Raw genomic sequence first — 18098 nt, forward strand, 5'->3', positions numbered from 1 at the left:
CAACCTTGACAAATTATGTTTTCGGTGACAATCGCTCTCACTGCTACGATTATAGCGTATCGTTAAGCTTAGAACCTTACATAGAATATAGTATTTTTGTGTCGGATATTGTAAAATGGTGGAAAAAATATGGAAATAAACGTGATTATGAAATGTTTAGCAGACAAAAACATTGAATCCTAACCAGTTCTAGTGGTACGCTTGAGTTATTAAAAACGGATTGGGAGTTGAAACAAGGATGCCGCATCAATTAGATCCGTTAATAGAGCGTCTTGGATTATCCATGTGGAGAGTACAGCGTAAGATCATGTCTCAAAGGACTTTGCATAAAGAACTCGGACTTACCGTACCTCAGATGGGTCTGTTAAATATAGTAGCGAAAGAGAAAAAGTCGCGGGTGGTACAACTGGCGGAGTCTATGGAGGTCAAATCCAGTGCCATTACCGTGATGCTCGATCGCCTGGAGGCGCTGGGTTTTATTAAGCGTGAGACGGATGGATCGGACCGGAGAGCGGTTGTGGTGACCATCACCGAGCAAGGTCAGCAAATACTTGAAGAAGGACATTTCCGTTCAAAACAGCTGCTTGCTGAGCATTTATCTATACTGAAGCCGGAAGAGCTGCAAAAGTTTGCGGAGTACTACCGTATGATCGAGGATCAGGAACGGTAAATCTCTAGCTTTAGCTTATAGATACAGAAAGAAGGCCACCTTCTCCGGAGAGAAGGTGGCCTTCTTTGAAATATAATAATGATAAGTTCTAAGGTTCAATTGGTTTGTCTGGCAGCTGCGTAATATAGCTATGGGAAAGCTGTAGAAGTCTCAATGCTCGGTTGTATTCATCCTCAGTAGCAGCCGGTGCTTTTCCATTATAAATAGGGTATTGGGTATTATCTTCAAAGCTGTTACCCGGAATAAGCAGTCCTGAGCTGGAAATGAAAGATCCAGAAGGTAAATAATATCTTTCTGGCAGCAAATTATAAGTCTGACTGAGTAGATCTTGACCGAAAACTAGGTTATTCTCTAATGAAATTCCAAGAAGACCAGCAGCAGTTGGCATAATATCTACTTCGCCACCGACTTGCTCTAAGGTCTGTGGTGCTGTACTGTCTCCTGCATGAATGAGCAGAGGAATGTTTAACATATCCGCATAGGAATATTCATGACCATAAATTTCAGTCATTAATTGCTTATCATCATGATCGAGAGAATAAATAGGCAGTCCCATATGGTCTCCATAAATCATGATCATGCTGTTATCCCATACGCCATTCGCTTTGAGCTCTTCTACGAAATGTCCGAAGGCATCATCCGCATAGTTCTGGGAACGGATATAGTCACCCACAAAAGTACCTTCGTAACGCTCTGGTAGCTTCATGCGGTATTTTTCCTCAGGAATTGTGAATGGATGATGCGCTGACATCGAAATGATCTGAGCATAGAAAGGTTGACCCTCGCTATTCATGTCTTTCAGCTTGTCGGCTGTTTTACTATATAGCGTATCATCAGAAGCCCCAAAGAAGAAAACATCATCTTCACCGAAAAACTTCCGATCATAATAATGATCGAAACCCAGTGATTCATACAGCTCACCACGGTTCCAGAACTCTACGACATTCGTGTGAAATGTTGCGGTCTGATAACCATTTTCTTTAAGCAAGCGTGGCAGACTTGGTAGCACCTTATCCACATAGGACATCGTTGCCGCACCACGTGGAGGGATGTAGGCGGATGTGTTCACTACGAATTCTGCATCCGAAGTATTCCCTTGACCTACCATTTGATAGAAATTAGGGAAGTAAAGACTATCCTTCATTACCTTATTCAGGTTCGGTGTAATCTCTTGCCCGTCTAGCTCGAGACCCATCAAAAAGTTCTGGAAGGATTCCAATTGAATGATAATAAGATTTTTGCCTTTAGCCGTGCCATGAAGTGGAGAACTAACCGCAGTATTAATCCCCTTCACTTTGTTGATGGCATCTTGTGTAATGTCACTTGATTGCACAAGCTCTGGTTCTTCTTTTGCAAAGATCGTATAGGCTTCATAGTTAAGAATACCCATCTCCTGAGCTTTCTTAATTTCGTTCATACTAGCCTTATTAGGCAAAATGTTGAACAAGCATAAACCAAGTGAGACTGCGAATAGAACACTATATTTTATTTTTCCGTTACGACGGTTGATATTCTCTTTTTTATAGACACGGCCTTTCTTATTAAAGAAGAAATAGCCTCCTAGGACAATAATATCTGTAAAGATTAACAGGTAGTAAGGATCCATCAGTGAGAATACGCTGTTGCTGACGGCTGTGACTTGATTCACCTGTTCCGCGGCATGGTAAGTTACAATGACTCCATAATATTTAAAATACATAATGGCTGCGAAAAAGATGGCTGTTACTAATAAATTGACTGTCATGTAATATCCAAGCTTTCGTTTGGAGGCGAACCGCTCAATAATACAGAAGAGCGCCCAGGCAAAAGGAATTTCTGTCAGTAATGACTTCCAAGGCAGCACATCATCAAAAATGACGCCCCAAGCCAGAAATGCTTTTAGGATAAAAAGTATTGTGAAAAACACAAAAGGTTTAATAATCCAACGTTTAATATTAAAGGATGACACAGCTTCCCCCTCTTTCTACATGATAAAACGCCATTTCTCAAACAGGACGAAACAGTGTCAAGACAAAATGGCTCCATAGTAATAAAATTTATTATGCAGGGCTAGCAGAAGAAAGTCAAAAACCGAAAGCGTAAGTATAAGCTTTGTGGAGTGCGTAAAGTTAAACACACATGGGTGAAAGATGATGCTTATGCTATCCCATGGGGTTATACAGCGATTAAAGGACCGAAATAGACATTGGGAACAAAAAGGATATATGGCTAATTAAGGGAGGTGAGAATAGTTGGATCATACTGTAACTCTATCCGTTAGAACTCTCGTCGAGTATGTCTTTCGCAGCGGTAGTATTGAGCCTGGATTTCATGGTACTTCCTCTATGGTTGAAGGAACACGAATTCATCAGAAAATCCAAAAGCAATATAAGGAAGGTGACCGCAAGGAGGTCTATCTGAAAACAGAGATCCCTTATGGTAGCTTACTCTATATTGTAGATGGGCGCTGTGATGGACTGCTTGTTTCGGAGGATGGGAGCCTAACGGTGGAAGAAATCAAATCAACCTCCGGACTGCTGGACATGCTGGAAGAGGGACATGAGGTTCATTGGGCTCAGGCGCTGATGTACGCATATATGGTATCGCTGGAGCAGGAGCTTTCTTCTATTCAAGTAAAGCTTACCTATGTCCACCGGGCTACTGATGAGCAAAAAAGCTTGTACCGAACGTTGTCTTTAGATGAACTGATCTCATTTGCTAATGATACCGTAGCCAGATATGCTCCGTACGCTGAGATGATGGTTCGTCATGATGCTAAGAAAGAGCAGAGCCTTCGAGAGTTACAATTCCCGTTTCCTTCTTATCGAAAGGGACAACGGCACTTTGCCGGAGCGGTGTACAAATCCATCGTAGAAAAGGTCAGTCTGTTCGCTCAGGCGCCCACGGGCATCGGAAAAACAATGTCGACGCTGTTCCCGGTCCTTAAAGCAATGGGCGAAGGACAAGCTAAAGGATTGTTCTATTTAACGGCTAAGACGGTTACCCGTTTTGCCGCACAGGAAGCAATCTCGCTACTGCTGACGCAGGGACTCCAGCTGCATGTCATCACACTTACTGCTAAAGAGAAGACCTGTTTTCATGATGAAGGGATTTGCGGTAAGGATTCCTGTCCCTATGCGGAAGGCTATTATGATCGGATTAATGATGCGGTAATGGATCTGTTAGAGCATGAGACGCTGGTGAGCAGAGACACCCTAGCACTGTATGCTCACAAACATAAAGTGTGCCCGTTTGAGTTCTCGCTGGATGCAGCCTATGCCTGCGATGCGGTGATCTGCGATTACAATTATATATATGATCCCCGGATCAGCCTGAAACGGCTAACAGAGGAGAGAAAAAGAGAAACGGTACTTCTAGTAGATGAAGCGCATAATCTGGTAGACCGGGGACGAGAGATGTTCTCTGCCTCTTTGCTGAAGGCTCCCTTTCTAGAAATCCAGCGTCAGTACAAGGAAGTAAACCGTAATTTGAATGCTGCAGCTAAGTCGGTGAATGCTTTTTTCATCTCCCTTCGCAAAATTTGTAATGAAGAGGGGCAAGGGCAGTGGGCTTCGTTCCCGGAGGAGCTGCCAGCCTTGCTTGAGATATTTTCTTTGGAGGCGGAACAGGAACTTATTCACCCGAGCGCCAGCATTGTTCCTCAGAATGGAGAAGGAGAGAATGTTCTCCTGGATACCTATTTTGCAGTTCAAGGGATGCTTCGTACCTTTAAGACCTATGATGAACGCTACATAACCTATGCTGAGGTTCGACGCGGCGATGTGTACTTGAAGTTATTTAATTTGGATCCATCGCATTTACTCCGACAAATGTCTAAGAGCTTTCGAAGTCAGATTCTGTTCTCTGCTACGCTTTCTCCATTATCGTATTATCGGGATATGATTGGTGCGGTGGAGGAAGATTACAGTTTAACGGTCTCATCTCCTTTTCAGAAGGAGCAATGGGAAGTGACCGTGCTGCCTGTCTCCACACGTTATCATGACCGGGAAGCTTCCCTAATCCCGTTAACTCAGGCATTGAATCAAATGGTTTCAAAGAAGGGCAATTATCTGGTGTTTTTTCCTTCATATCTCTATTTACAAAACGTATATCAGGCCTTTACGGAGAATTACCCCGAAGTACGGACTTTGATGCAGGATACAGGCATGAGTGAGCAGGCTAGAGAAAGTTTTTTAGCAGCATTTAGTCCAGATAATGACGAGACGCTGTTAGGATTTGCTGTACTCGGAGGGATCTTTTCGGAAGGTGTAGATCTGCCAGGAGACCGTCTCAACGGGGTAATGGTTGTTGGAGTTGGCCTACCACAGCTTGGTCTTGAGCGTAATCTACTGCGTCAGTATTTTAATGCCAGAGGTAAAAATGGCTTTGATTATGCTTATGTCTACCCGGGAATGTGCAAGGTATTGCAAGCTGGAGGCAGACTGATTCGAAGTGAGACAGATACAGGCATTATTGTGCTTGCGGATGATCGCTTTTTGCAGAGTCCTTACATGCATTTGCTTCCCGAAGAATGGAGAGATTATCTTATCCGCTCATAAGAGGGTATAATCTATGAAAAGGTATTCATAATCAATCGGCAGGAGGAAAAAGAATGACATTAAAAGTGGGTATTGTGGGTACGGGTTGGTTCTCTAAGGTACATGCTAATTTACTAGCAGAGATGGATGATGTCCGTTTGCAGGCAGTCTGCGGAAGCAGTAAGGCTAAAGGCGAAGATATGGCACGTCCTTACGATGCTGCTGGATATGGTGATATTACGGAGATGCTGGATGCGGAGAAGCTCGATGCTGTTTATATTTGTGTGCCTCCACAATCTCATGGCGCGATCGAACGATCATTAATCAAGAGGGATATTCCCTTTTTTATAGAAAAACCGCTTAGTATGACTACTGAAATTCCCGCAAGCCTACTTCAGGATATCAAAGAACATAATTTGTTAACCTCGGTAGGATATCATTTCCGCTATCAGGAGAACATTAAACGTCTGAAAGAAACTTTGCGTGGTGACAAAGTCGGTATGATTACGGGGCAATGGATGGGCGGCATGCCAGGCGTAGCTTGGTGGCGTGATCAGAAGCAATCCGGAGGACAATTCACCGAGCAGACTACACATATCGTTGATTTGGTGCGCTATCTAGCCGGAGAAGTAAAGGAAGTTTACGGCATGTTCGGAAACCGGATTATGCATGAGCAGCATGAAGGTGTGAGCGTGGCAGATGTAGGTACCGTATCCCTGAAGCTTGAAAGTGGAATTATTGCTAATATTTCAAATACATGCGTTTTACCTGATGAGGTGGGAAGTGTAGGTCTTAGCTTCTATAATGATCGGGGACTTTTGGACTGGAACCCGGATCGTCTCTTGGAAGTGCGAAGCGGCAATAGCACCGAATTTGCGAATACAGGAAACCCATATTTAGTAGAAAGTGAAGCCTTCATACATGCTGTACGGACGGGGGATCGCTCGCGCATTTTATGCGACTATGAGGATGGATACAATACCCTCAAAGTCACCTGTGCGGCCTATGATTCAGCGCAAAGCGGGTTGCCTGTTAAGTTCTAAGGTTCAATTCATAGAAAAAGGACATGCTACTTTAGATGTACTAAAGAGACATGCCCTTGGCCCAAGCTGGGTAGCCTAGTGGAGGAATATCGCGAGCAAAGCTGGCGCCACACCTATAGATAACAGCGCGGACAGAATCATCGCAATACTGGAGATGGTTCCGGTCAGTGAACTAAGCTCGAAGGCTTTGGATGTTCCTGTACCATGTGCAGCGGTTCCCAGCGATACACCGCGCGCAATTTCATTCTCAATGCGGAAGATGCGAAGTACAGTAGGGCCCATCATTGTACCCAGTATCCCGGTAATAATGACGAAGACTGCCGTAATACTCGGTACACCGCCGATACTTTGCGAGATGCTCATAGCGATCGGTGTAGTTACCGAACGCGGGACCAGACTAGCTGCCAGATCGCCGCTAACATGCAGCCATTTGGCGAGCAGAATGGAAGAGATCACCGCAACTATCGTCCCTGATAGCACGCCTGCCGCAATTTCGGCGGCGTGCTTTTTGAGTACCTTGAAGTTCTTATGCAAAGGGATGGCAAAGGCCATGGTTGCTGGTTGCAGCAAATCCGTCAGCCATTTTCCTCCCGCATTGTATGAGTCATAAGTAATGCCTGTTATAAGCAGAAAGATGATCATAATCACTGGTGTGATGATTAATGGAGAGGTGTAGACTTTACCGGTAGAAGCATAGATACGTTTCGCGAGTAAATACACCGCGACCGTGAGGCCAAAGAACAGCAGAGCGTTTAACATGATTCTTTCCGCTCCTTCGCTTTATAAATTCTACTGGTAAGTAATCCGGAACTAGCCATCACAACAAATGTGCCTAAGACAACAACGGCAAGAATGCGTAATCCATCCGTTTCCAGAATATTAGCGTATTTCATTACACCTATAGCAGATGGAATGAAGAACAGTAGGAGCTCGGCGAGTAGCCAAGAAGCACCAACCTCTACCCAATTCAGACGAATGACACCGAACTCAAGCAGGAGAAACAATATAATCATTCCGAGTATGCTTCCGGGAATAGGGATATGCAATAATGGGGTCACAGCATTGATAAGTAAAGAGAATAACATAAGTCCCGCTACCTGCAGCAAGCCTATAACAATCTTTTTCATAAGGCTTCGCTCCTTTCATGATAATGAAAGTTTACATCAATTGTTTTCATAGGTAAAATGAATAGATCGAATAAATGACATTCCTTTTGTCTATGGATTAGGGGGCACATAAATGGATATCCGACAATTAGAATATTTCGTTCAAGCGGCACGAATGAAAAGCTTTACCAGAGCTGCTGAATCATTATATATAACACAGCCCACGATCAGTAAAATGATTCGGAATATGGAGGTCGAACTGGAGGCAGACTTGTTCTACCGTGAAGGGAAGAGTGTAAGGCTTACAGACGCAGGGGAAATTTTGTTCACCAAAGCGCAAAATATCGTGGAGTCTTTCGCTAGCTTGTCTTCCGAACTGGATAACTTACGGAATCTGGAGCAGGGCCACATCCGCATCGGCCTGCCTCCAATGGTAGGAGCGAGCTTTTTTCCATCGGTGATTGGTCAATTTCATAAACGTTATCCGCAGGTTACGATTCGTCTTCATGAGGATGGGGCCAAAAAAGTGGAGGAAGATGTAGAAACGGGACTGCTGGACATTGGAATGGTCGTATTGCCTGTAGATACAGCCAAACTTCATTGTTTTACCTTTGTTGAAGAGAAGCTGAATCTTATTTTGCCTATGGGACATCGGCTGGCCGAGGCAGAGCTAGTTCCACTAAGTGAGCTGGCTGAAGAGGAGTTCGTGCTATTCCGGGAAGATTTCACGCTGCATGATCGGATTATTACGGAATGTGTAAAAGCTGGATTTCAACCGAAGGTTATATATGAAAGTTCACAATGGGACTTAATCAGCAAGATGGTAGCCGCAGGAATGGGAATTGCATTATTGCCGGAAACCATTTGCCGTGACATGGATCGCTCACGATTGATAGTCATTCCTTTGACAGATCCGGTAATTCCTTGGCAGATCGCTATGGCTTGGCGTAGAGACCGTTATTTATCATTTGCAGCACGTGAATGGATTTCATTTGCAAAGGGACTATTGAGAGAACAGTATCCAAATGAGCTTCCCCACGAGCCTTTAGAGCATCCGAATAAATAGCTATTTTATTTTTTGTGGATGTTCTGCAAATTTTTCTTTTTTTTTGAAAATATGTTTTTTGGTATCATGGATTATGATAGGAAGAGATGTTGATAGAGAGAAGGAGAGAGTTGTGACACTATATCAAGGTTCTTCCGAGAAAGCTTATAGAAGAGACTACAGAGAAGATGAGCTGTTTGTGACTATAGAGAGCCTTAGATGCGAATTGCTGGAAGTCGCGGAGCAACGGAGTCTTAGTGATCATGCTGTTTTAGAGCTAAGCGAGCGATTGGACAGTTATATTTTGCTGGCACAACATAAGATGATGGAGAATTTGCGCAGTCGCAAGGCAAGTGCAACAGCTTACTGCTGAAGCTCAAAAGCCGCTATTACAATAAATTAAACTTCGATACACCCATAGAATTACACTATTACGAAGATCCAACCGATAAAGAGGAGAGAAATACGCTCCTCTTTTTGTCGTACAATCTATTGGTTGTACAATCCATAACTTTCACCTATAATGTCAATTAATAGGATCTTTTCAAGTCAAACTTTGGGGGTGCCGAGTGGAGGGAAAGTTAACAACTATACGCTCAGAAATTGAGAAAAATCTGTCCCGCTCCGGCCATAATCTCGCCTCATTTTCAAAAATATGTGGCCTGAATCGTGGAAGTCTCAGTGCAATTTTGCACGGGAATCCGCCGAAGCCTATGTCCCTGGGACAAATAGATGCAATCATTAAAGCCTTTGGATTTCCTGACGGTTGGTTGTATCCACTGTACGTTGATGAATGCTTTAATGAGGAAAAGGTCTCACGCCGCAGGGTGGAGCCCTTTTTAATACGTTGTGCTGAGTTGGGCAAGCAGCAATGCATTGATGAAACATTAAACAGGTTATTGGAATATCCGAAATCACTAGATATCGTATATTCGGTAGCTGATAAATTGTTTAACAAGGGAAAAATACAGGAATCCATCCTCTTTTACAAGATTGTAATAGAGAACGAGTCTGATAGTTACAGTGAACGTCTCGCGATCAGTCATTATCGTATTTTCAAATATTTACAAACGCTGGATATGGAGGAGAAACTGAGCGCAGTCATTAGCTTTAGTCCATTCAGGAGGCGTCTTCCAGAAAATATGCAATTGGATGGTTTATTAATGCTGACGCAGTTATGTTTCACCCTTCGTAGATGGGGAGAAATGGAAAGCTACGCAGATGAGTTGAGGGCCTTAGCCAATGCAGTTTACCGCCAAGAACTGCGAAGAAGCGAAGATAAACGAACGGAAACACTCTGTACTGAACGCCCGCTCGTCGTCTATTATGGTCATGGATATTTGCTCAAAGCAACTGCGTTGACAAAACAAGGAGAATATGAAGCGGCGAAGAAATATACTGCAGGTTACGCAGACCTTAGTTGGTTTGAAATGTTGGACGAAGCAGGTCATCAAGCCGTAGATAAATTCCGATTATTTGCAATCGGCAATAACTTTACATTGGAGTTGTTGGAAGGTAATGTTAATGTCGTGCCGGATTACGTAGCCTTCTTGGCTGATCATCCCGGTGAAATATTGCCAGGTCTCATTATTATTATGGAATCGGCTAATCTTCACAAATTTTCTGTAGACAATGTGCTTACAAGGTTCTCAAGGGAGATGGTGCGATTTGAACAGTTTGAAGATCCTATTAATATCGACCGATTATACCGGTTGTATTATCAAATAGCCATATATCAAATAAGAAACAAACAATATACTACAGGTGTGGAGTATACTATTCAGTCTTTAGAATTATCTATCAAGACGAATAATGGAATAGACTTCATAAAATGTGTAACTTTATTTGAGACCAACAGGGACTATGCAACTCAGAATCAACAGGAGAAATACAGAAATTTAATAAGGGAGGTGAGAAAAGATGAAAAAATCACTATTGATGATGGCCGGCATTTTAGTATTGTTTAGCTTCATCGTTATTGGTCAACCGAGCATTGGCGGCGGCCATGGAGGCATTACGACTATGGAGCACGGAGTAGGATTCTAATATTAAAGTTATGTTGGATATTATAATATATATAGTTACATATCTGCTTATTGAACTCCTTACCTCTGTGGTTGGGAGTTTTTTATTTCGTAATAATTGATACCGTATTCAAAATTTGACAAAGCGTTGCACCGAAAATATAATTAGGTAGCCTAAATAATACAGTGTTTAATAATTAGCTGACCTAACTAAATTAGAGGTGAAAGAAATTGGGATAAACGGAGGAAATACAGAAAATACTGAAAATTCAGTCGCACACGAGCTTTTTGCGGCGATGAAACGGCTGCATAAAGGCCAATGGCAAAAGGGTGTTGAAGGCCATAAGCCGAGTGAGATGACTTTAATGATATGCATTGAAAAATGGAATCATTCTGATGATGAGGGTCTAAAGATATCTGAAATCAGCCGACTTCTCGGATTCACACCTCCAACTATTACGCAGTTGATTAATAGTCTTGAGGCGAAACAGATGGTGGAAAGACACGCAGATCCTTCGGACCGAAGAGTCGTACGCGTGAAATTGACGGAGAGTGGAAAAAAACTCACACGAAGAGCAGAGCAATATAGAGACGCAATGCTGGATGAGCTCGTTCGTTACTTAGGTGAAAAAGAGACTAAGCAGCTCACAGAACTGTTGCTGAAAGTACATGCATTCGTTGAGGATAATCCACCACCTAATTGGGATAGGCTACAAATGAACGGAGATGAGAAGCTTGATTAAATTATTTAAACAACTGAAGCCATTTCGAGTAGCTATTGGTGCTGTATTAATTCTTGTGTTCTTGCAGTCCATGGGCGACTTATACCTCCCTACGCTGATGTCCGACATCGTCGACAAGGGTATTGTTCAGGGAGATCGTACTTATATTTGGAAAATAGGTAGCTTCATGCTTTTAGTTGCAGGGGGCGGGGCCTTATGTTCAGTCATTGCCAGCTATTTATCAGCAAAAGTGGCAGCAGGGTTCGGTAAACTTACCCGTGCTCGTGTGTTTAACCATGTAGAGAATTTCACGCTGCATGAATTCGATAAGCTCGGTACCGCATCTTTAATTACCCGTACAACGAATGATATTACGCAGGTACAGACTGTACTTACTATGATGCTGCGTATGATGATCGGTGCACCGATGATGATGATTGGTGGTATCATCATGGCGGTATCTGAAGATGCGAAATTATCATTGATCTTTGTAGTAGTTATTCCGGTACTCGTTGGCGCAATTTTCTTTATCGGGATGAAGGGATTACCACTGTTTAAAGCGATACAGATCAAGCTGGATAAATTAAATCTGGTTCTACGTGAACATTTGACGGGTATCCGTGTTATCCGTTCATTTAACCGGATTGATCATGAGAATAAACGCTTCTCCGAGGCTAACCGTGATCTGACAGACACAGCGATCAAAGTAAATAAAATCATGGCCGGTTTGATGCCGCTTATGATGATTGTGATGAACTTTTCCATGATCGCGATTCTTTACTTTGGTGGGATCCGAATTGGTGATGGTGATTTACAAGTCGGCTCACTGATGGCATTTATTCAATATGCGATGCAAATCATGTTCTCCCTGATTATGGTATCGATGATGTTCGTGCTGATTCCTCGTGCTTCAGCATCAGCCTTGCGTATCAATGAAGTGCTCGATATGCGGCCTGAGTTTACAGATCCTTCAGATAGTGAATTGCAAACAACGGCTCAAGCTACTAAAAAAGATGGCCGCGATCATATGCGTGGTTTTGTTGAATTCGATAATGTTTCCTTTTCTTATCCTGGCGCGGAACAACCTGCACTTTCGAAAATTAGCTTCAGTGCTCGTCCGGGTGAAGTTACTGCCATTATCGGCGGTACAGGTTCAGGTAAATCTACGTTGCTTAGCTTGATTCCAAGGTTCTATGATGTTAACGAAGGTGCTGTACGTGTTAACGGAGTAGATGTGCGTGAGATGACTCAGGAAGAGCTACGGAGCAAAATTGGTTACATCCCTCAAAAAGCGGTATTGTTCTCAGGAACGATTAACGAAAACATTCGCTACGGTAAAGAGGATGCTACCGATGAAGAAATCATTCATGCAGCCAAGGTAGCTCAGGCCTACGATTTCGTGTCAGCAATGAAAGATGGATTTGATTCGGAAATTGCTCAAGGCGGCAGTAATGTCTCTGGTGGTCAGAAACAGCGGCTGTCCATTGCACGTGCGCTTGTGAGAAAACCTCAAGTTTATCTGTTCGACGACAGCTTCTCTGCACTTGATTTCAAAACAGATGCTAAGCTTCGTGCGGCACTCAAAGATGAAACCACGGAATCCACTGTTCTAATCGTAGCTCAACGGGTTAGTACCGTTATGGATGCCGACCGGATTATTGTTATTGATGAGGGTGAAATCGCCGGAATGGGCACTCACCGTGAACTGCTCGCGAGCAGTGATGTGTACCGCGAGATCGTATCCTCGCAGCTGTCAGAGGAGGAAATAGCATGAGTGAAGAAAACAATAGAGCTGCAGCTCCGCGCACCCATAAAGGTCCTGGACCTGGTGGCGGCCCTGGCATGCGGATGCCTGCAGAAAAGGCTAAAGACTTCAAGGGTACACTTCGTCGTCTGATTAAGTATTTAAGACCTCGTATGGTTCAATTGATTATCGTTCTTGTAATGGCAATTGCCAGTACTGTATTCAGTATCTTCAGTCCTAAGGTTATGGGTAAAGCAACAACTAAACTATTCGAAGGTGCTTACGGTAAATTAATGGGTGTTGAGGGAGCTTCCATTGATTTTGGATACATTAATGATATCCTGATCATACTTGCGGGTCTGTATTTGCTTAGTGCTCTATTTAGCTATATTCAGCAGTACGTAATGGCTGGCGTAGCTCAGAAGGTCGTCTACGACATGCGTGAGCAGATCAACAGCAAGCTGGAACGTTTGCCTTTGAAATATTTTGATTCCCGTACCCATGGGGAAATTCTAAGCCGTGCTACGAATGATGTGGATAACATCAGTACTACACTGCAGCAGAGCTTAACTCAACTGATTACTTCTATTGTCACCATTATCGGTGTCATCGTAATGATGCTTACCATCAGCCCATGGCTGACGTTGATTACAATTGTTACATTGCCACTCAGCTTCGTTGTAATTATGGCTATCTCCAAGCGCTCGCAGACTTATTTTGTGGGACAGCAGAAATCGCTCGGTCAGTTGAATGGTCATGTAGAAGAAATGTATACAGGTCACCGGATTATTAAAGCTTTTGGTCGTGAACCGCAGTCCCTTAAGGATTTCGATGAAATTAACGATAAGCTTTACGACTCTGGCTGGCGTGCCCAATTCATGTCCGGTATGATTATGCCGCTCATGATGTTTATCGGTAACTTGGGTTATGTAATGATTTGTGTAGTCGGCGGTATCTTTGTTACTAAAAAAATGATCGATGTCGGGGATATTCAAGCTTTTATTCAGTATTCCCGTCAGTTCACCCAGCCGATTGCACAAACGGCTAACATTGCGAATATTATTCAATCCACTATTGCTTCCGCAGAACGGGTATTTGAACTTCTGGATGAAGAAGAAGAAGTTAAGGAAGTTAATACTACGCTTGCGAAGCTTGATGAAGGTACTCCGGAAGGTTCCGTTGAGTTCCGTCATGTGAAGTTCGGATATAAAGAAGATGCGATTCTGATTGAGGACATGAATATTGAGGTTAGTCCAGGTCAGACCATAGCGATTGTCGGCCCTACTGGTGCGGGTAAAACCACTTTGATTAACCTGTTGATGCGCTTCTACGAGCTTAATGATGGGGAAATTATCATTGATGGTGTCAATATTACCAATATGAGACGGAGTGACCTGCGAAGCAAATTTGGTATGGTGCTTCAGGATACCTGGCTGTTCAATGGTACGATCCGCGATAACATTGCTTACGGACGTGAAGGTGCCTCAGAAGCTGATGTGGTTCGTGCTGCCAAAGCTGCTCATGCCGATCACTTTATCCGCACACTTCCACTTGGCTATGATACGGTGTTAAATGAAGAAGCTTCTAATATTTCACAAGGTCAGAAGCAGCTGATTACGATTGCTCGTGCGATTCTGGCCGATCCATCGATCCTCATTCTTGATGAAGCAACGAGCAGTGTTGATACACGGACAGAATTGTTGATTCAAAAAGCAATGAAGGCATTGATGCAAAACAGAACCAGCTTCGTAATTGCTCACCGTCTTTCGACGATTCGAGATGCGGACCTTATCCTTGTTATGAATCAAGGTAGTGTAATCGAGAAGGGCAACCATGAGGAACTGCTTGCACAAGGCGGATTCTATGCTGATCTTTACAACAGTCAGTTCTCCGAAGGAGATTTGGACGCAGGCTAAGTTGAAGTGAAAGAAAAAGTATAGCAAACTATAAACCCCTCTTTTCACATGTTGCTGATTTTTTATGTGAAAAGAGGGGTATTTTATATGTGCTGAGGTGTTTTGAATTTTCAGGAAAATAAAAAAAGTTTGATTAAAAATTAAAGCATATATATGATAGAATTAAAAAAAATGACCCGCGGCTCATTTTTAGGCTGCAAGGTAAAAGAGAGGATGAAGGGAATGTCAGGCTACGGTAAATGGGTGGCAGGAAAAAAGACGAAATGGATTACTCTTCTCGTATGGATAGTGCTGGTAGGTGCACTTACCCTGTTATGGCCTGCAGTGAATTCTCAGGTTGCTAACAATGCGCCTAACCTCCCAGATGATGCACAATCGGTACAGGCAGCAGCTATTGCAGAAAAAGAATTCCCTAGTGGAAGTGGAGTGCCTGCGCTGCTCGTATGGCATAGGGAAGGCGGGCTTTCACAAGATGATTTAGTACATATCACTGCTGTGTACAAGAAGTTGGAGCAGCAACCGTTACCCCATCAGAATTTTGTTCCTCCATTAGGACAGCTGCCGCCACAGGCACTACAAGCCTCGTTATCTGAGGATCTTAGTACGCTGGTAACCCCAGTGCTTTTTGATAAAACGGCAGATAGTGATCAGCTCGGCGAAGCTGTGACAGAAATGAAAAAGATCATAAACACGGAGACGGGTGGAGACCCCTCCGCGGCTAAGGTAGATGACAAAGAGCTGAGTTTACGTGTTACGGGTCCGGTGGGTATCTCTATTGATGCTACTGGCCTGTTCCAGAACGCAGACGTTTCCTTGCTAATTGCTACGGTTATGCTTGTGCTGGTGTTCTTATTGGTGATTTATCGTTCTCCTATCTTGGCGTTTATTCCGCTTATTGCTGTTGGATTCGCTTATGGTGTAACTAGCCCGATTCTTGGGAAAATGGCGCTAGAAGGCTGGATCACCGTAGACTCGCAGGCAGTTTCCATCATGACGGTCCTGTTGTTCGGTGCGGGTACGGACTATTGTTTGTTCCTGATTTCGCGATTCCGTCAGCTTCTGAAGATAGAGCAAAGCAAAAGTCGTGCTCTGCTTCGTTCCATTACCGATTCTTCAGGAGCTATCGCTATGAGTGGTTTCACCGTTGTGCTTGCGCTGTTCGCGTTATTACTGGCCAAGTACGGAGCTTACCATCGGTTTGCCATCCCATTCAGCGTGTCGATTTTCATTATGGGGATTGCTAGCTTAACGCTTGTACCTGCACTGTTGGCGATCTTCGGACGGACTTCGTTCTACCCATTCATTCCGCGTACCCCGCAAATGGAGGTTGAACGGGCTAAGGCTAAAGGAAAACCAGCTCCACAACCCAAAGTCTCCCATAAAAAAGGGATTGGCGGATTTGTAGTTTCCCGGCCTTGGGCTATCGTAGGCGTGACTGTTATTGGACTGGGAATTCTGGCTTCATTCTCTAGTGGAATCAAATTTACGTATGATATCCTTTCCTCCTTTCCTAAAAATATGGAGTCCCGCGAAGGGTTCGACCTCATCGGTAAGCAGTTTTCGCCGGGGGAATTAGCTCCCGCTAAGCTAATTATTGATACTAAGGGGCAAGCGAGTGGAGAGGATCTTAAAGTCGTTCTCGGAGGGCTCACGTATGTGGACACGGTTTCCGATCCGCAGCAGGGTGCTGTGAACAAGGATATTCTAGGTTACGATATCGAATTTAAGAACAATCCTTATTCACTTGAAGCGATGGGGCATATTCCAGCCCTTCTAGCAACTGCAGAGCAAGCGTTGATTGATGTAGGGGTAGAGAATCCTTCAGATCATGTGTGGGTAAGTGGTCAGACAGCGACGCAGTATGATACCAAAAAAATCGGAGATCGTGACACCGATCTGATTATCCCTGTTGTTATCGGGTTGATCACTTTGCTGTTGTTGATATATCTGCGCTCGATAGTGGCGACTATTTATCTGGTCGGAACGGTCATTCTCTCCTTCTTCTCTGCACTTGGCTTAGGCTGGATTATCATTCACTATGTGATGGGGGCAGATGCCATTCAGGGAGCGATCCCGCTCTATTCCTTTGTATTCCTGGTGGCACTTGGAGAAGATTACAACATCTTTATGATCTCGAATATTTGGAAAAAGCGTAAGACCATGCCGCTTAAGCAGGCCATCGCGGAAGGTGTGAATGAGACCAGCTCGGTAATTACCTCTGCGGGCCTCATTCTGGCAGGTACTTTTGCTGTGTTAGCTAGCTTACCGATTCAGGTGCTTGTGCAATTTGGTATCATCACCGCTCTAGGTATTCTACTTGATACCTTCGTAGTACGTCCGTTCCTTGTGCCCGCTATTACGACACTTTTTGGTCGATGGGCATTCTGGCCGGGGAAACATCAAGAGGTGGAGGAAGCTCTGCCTCATGGTAGTGAGCAATAAGCAACACACTGTAAAAACAAACAGGGATGCCTCAAAGCCATATTGGCTTAGGGCATCCCTGTTTTTATTGTCGTGGCAGTCGAACTTTTATTCATTGTACGATTCGGCCTACATCACTTAATTGCTGGTGCCGGGTGTTCGGCTGATCATCAGTTTATATTTGTCGATTGATGCTCCAAGAATGGCTTCATTTCCACCAGCACCGCGGTGTGATTGACGGAAGGATTCACTGGATGTCCAGCCTTTAAATGCCTCCTCGTTCTCCCACATGGTGCAGATCTTTAGTTCCTCAACACCTTCTTTGGCACTTCCTTGCCAAACCTCCATGCGTACGAAACCTGGCATATCCTGTACACCGTTATTTCCTCCGAAACGTTGAGCAATGGCTTCACCATGACCTTCTTTAACCTTAATGGTATTTGTTACTACCAGCATATTAGATAAACCTCCGTTCAGCAGTGTGATATACATATATAAACATTAGATTGAATATTTAATTGCACTTTATACACTTATAAGTTCTGGTTCGTTAGAAATGAAGCGATAAGTGTATTCTATGCAACTAAATAAGATGAATCTGGGAAATGGTCGAGCATTATTAGCTTTTAGTTGCACAGAGTGCAATTAAAGTGTAACGGATCCTTTAATTACGCTGAATAGATGTATATAGTGCAACTATTGTTATTCGAGCGCCAAGTAGTGTTCAGAGTCGAAGCGCCCAGCGTAACTACAAGCACACAACATTATTATTAGAACCAACGAATAAATAAGTACCTCTAAACTCCAGTTGCCCAATCTGGCGCTAAAGTAACCATCTCTTGCCCCAAAAATGGAGTTTGATTGCAGAATGTGCAACAGAACAGCCTGAA

Annotated in this window: 15 protein-coding genes; 11 read left to right on the forward strand and 4 right to left on the reverse strand. The window is 43.7% G+C overall.

Going from position 1 to position 18098, the window contains the following annotated elements:
• The first annotated feature begins 238 nt into the window (after positions 1-238).
• Positions 239-670, forward strand: a complete 432-nt coding sequence (locus tag MKY52_RS10730) for a MarR family winged helix-turn-helix transcriptional regulator (protein WP_081382665.1) — start codon at positions 239-241, stop codon at positions 668-670.
• Between the two features lie 88 nt (positions 671-758).
• Here the strand turns inward: MKY52_RS10730 and MKY52_RS10735 are convergent, their stop codons facing one another.
• Positions 759-2618 carry an LTA synthase family protein gene (locus MKY52_RS10735; RefSeq protein ID WP_341051315.1) on the reverse strand — a complete coding sequence of 620 codons (1860 nt, stop codon included), beginning with the start codon at positions 2616-2618 and terminating at the stop codon, positions 759-761.
• A gap of 283 nt (positions 2619-2901) precedes the next feature.
• Here MKY52_RS10735 and MKY52_RS10740 point away from each other — a divergent pair, with 283 nt between their 5' ends.
• Together MKY52_RS10740 and MKY52_RS10745 are read left to right on the forward strand one after the other, a co-directional pair.
• Entirely contained in the window at positions 2902-5208 is a 2307-nt protein-coding gene (locus MKY52_RS10740) for a helicase C-terminal domain-containing protein (RefSeq protein ID WP_341051318.1), read from the forward strand.
• A 53-nt stretch (positions 5209-5261) separates the two neighbouring features.
• A complete protein-coding gene (locus tag MKY52_RS10745) occupies positions 5262-6230 on the forward strand; it encodes a Gfo/Idh/MocA family protein (RefSeq protein ID WP_341051319.1) in 969 nt (322 codons plus the stop codon).
• A 75-nt stretch (positions 6231-6305) separates the two neighbouring features.
• Here the strand turns inward: MKY52_RS10745 and MKY52_RS10750 are convergent, their stop codons facing one another.
• Positions 6306-6989: a CidB/LrgB family autolysis modulator gene (locus MKY52_RS10750; RefSeq protein WP_042192587.1), complete on the reverse strand. Its 684-nt coding sequence runs from the start codon at positions 6987-6989 to the stop codon at positions 6306-6308.
• A complete protein-coding gene (locus tag MKY52_RS10755; RefSeq protein WP_042192585.1) occupies positions 6983-7357 on the reverse strand; it encodes a CidA/LrgA family protein in 375 nt (124 codons plus the stop codon). Before MKY52_RS10755 ends, MKY52_RS10750 begins: the two co-directional genes overlap by 7 nt.
• 112 nt (positions 7358-7469) lie before the next feature.
• Here MKY52_RS10755 and cidR point away from each other — a divergent pair, with 112 nt between their 5' ends.
• The 8 genes from cidR (at position 7470) to MKY52_RS10795 (ending at position 17229) form a co-directional block, all read left to right on the forward strand.
• Positions 7470-8402, forward strand: coding sequence for a cidABC operon transcriptional activator CidR (gene cidR / locus MKY52_RS10760; protein WP_341051320.1), 933 nt, complete (start codon positions 7470-7472; stop codon positions 8400-8402).
• Between the two features lie 112 nt (positions 8403-8514).
• The gene (locus MKY52_RS10765) at positions 8515-8754 is read left to right on the forward strand and encodes an aspartyl-phosphate phosphatase Spo0E family protein (RefSeq protein ID WP_234530858.1); all 240 of its coding nucleotides are present in this window, start codon (positions 8515-8517) and stop codon (positions 8752-8754) included.
• 196 nt (positions 8755-8950) lie between these two features.
• Positions 8951-10348: a DNA-binding protein gene (locus MKY52_RS10770; RefSeq protein ID WP_341051323.1), complete on the forward strand. Its 1398-nt coding sequence runs from the start codon at positions 8951-8953 to the stop codon at positions 10346-10348.
• Entirely contained in the window at positions 10302-10427 is a 126-nt protein-coding gene (locus MKY52_RS10775; protein WP_341051325.1) for a hypothetical protein, read from the forward strand. The genes MKY52_RS10770 and MKY52_RS10775 overlap by 47 nt, the downstream gene beginning before the upstream one ends.
• A 274-nt stretch (positions 10428-10701) precedes the next feature.
• Positions 10702-11148 (forward strand): MarR family winged helix-turn-helix transcriptional regulator, encoded by a 447-nt coding sequence (locus tag MKY52_RS10780; RefSeq protein ID WP_076298122.1) that lies wholly within the window; start codon positions 10702-10704, stop codon positions 11146-11148.
• Positions 11141-12901: an ABC transporter ATP-binding protein gene (locus MKY52_RS10785; RefSeq protein WP_341051327.1), complete on the forward strand. Its 1761-nt coding sequence runs from the start codon at positions 11141-11143 to the stop codon at positions 12899-12901. The genes MKY52_RS10780 and MKY52_RS10785 overlap by 8 nt, the downstream gene beginning before the upstream one ends.
• On the forward strand, positions 12898-14787 hold the full coding sequence (locus MKY52_RS10790) for an ABC transporter ATP-binding protein (RefSeq protein WP_341051329.1): 1890 nt from the start codon (positions 12898-12900) through the stop codon (positions 14785-14787). Before MKY52_RS10785 ends, MKY52_RS10790 begins: the two co-directional genes overlap by 4 nt.
• A 213-nt stretch (positions 14788-15000) precedes the next feature.
• The gene (locus tag MKY52_RS10795; protein ID WP_341051331.1) at positions 15001-17229 is read left to right on the forward strand and encodes an MMPL family transporter; all 2229 of its coding nucleotides are present in this window, start codon (positions 15001-15003) and stop codon (positions 17227-17229) included.
• A gap of 117 nt (positions 17230-17346) precedes the next feature.
• Here the strand turns inward: MKY52_RS10795 and MKY52_RS10800 are convergent, their stop codons facing one another.
• Positions 17347-17664, reverse strand: a complete 318-nt coding sequence (locus tag MKY52_RS10800) for an antibiotic biosynthesis monooxygenase (protein WP_042192566.1) — start codon at positions 17662-17664, stop codon at positions 17347-17349.
• Positions 17665-18098 lie beyond the last annotated feature (434 nt).

The organism is Paenibacillus sp. FSL P4-0184, assembly GCF_038004625.1.
Taxonomy (GTDB): domain Bacteria; phylum Bacillota; class Bacilli; order Paenibacillales; family Paenibacillaceae; genus Paenibacillus_AQ.

Bases quoted from the DNA above. Each gene is read 5' to 3' on its own strand.
- MKY52_RS10730 (WP_081382665.1), top strand. From the start codon at position 239: ATGCCGCATCAATTAGATCCGTTAATAGAGCGTCTTGGATTATCCATG.
- MKY52_RS10745 (WP_341051319.1), top strand. From the start codon at position 5,262: ATGACATTAAAAGTGGGTATTGTGGGTACGGGTTGGTTCTCTAAGGTA.
- MKY52_RS10750 (WP_042192587.1), bottom strand. From the start codon at position 6,989: ATGTTAAACGCTCTGCTGTTCTTTGGCCTCACGGTCGCGGTGTATTTA.
- MKY52_RS10755 (WP_042192585.1), bottom strand. From the start codon at position 7,357: ATGAAAAAGATTGTTATAGGCTTGCTGCAGGTAGCGGGACTTATGTTA.
- cidR (WP_341051320.1), top strand. From the start codon at position 7,470: ATGGATATCCGACAATTAGAATATTTCGTTCAAGCGGCACGAATGAAA.
- MKY52_RS10775 (WP_341051325.1), top strand. From the start codon at position 10,302: ATGAAAAAATCACTATTGATGATGGCCGGCATTTTAGTATTGTTTAGC.
- MKY52_RS10780 (WP_076298122.1), top strand. From the start codon at position 10,702: ATGAAACGGCTGCATAAAGGCCAATGGCAAAAGGGTGTTGAAGGCCAT.
- MKY52_RS10790 (WP_341051329.1), top strand. From the start codon at position 12,898: ATGAGTGAAGAAAACAATAGAGCTGCAGCTCCGCGCACCCATAAAGGT.
- MKY52_RS10795 (WP_341051331.1), top strand. From the start codon at position 15,001: ATGAAGGGAATGTCAGGCTACGGTAAATGGGTGGCAGGAAAAAAGACG.
- MKY52_RS10800 (WP_042192566.1), bottom strand. From the start codon at position 17,664: ATGCTGGTAGTAACAAATACCATTAAGGTTAAAGAAGGTCATGGTGAA.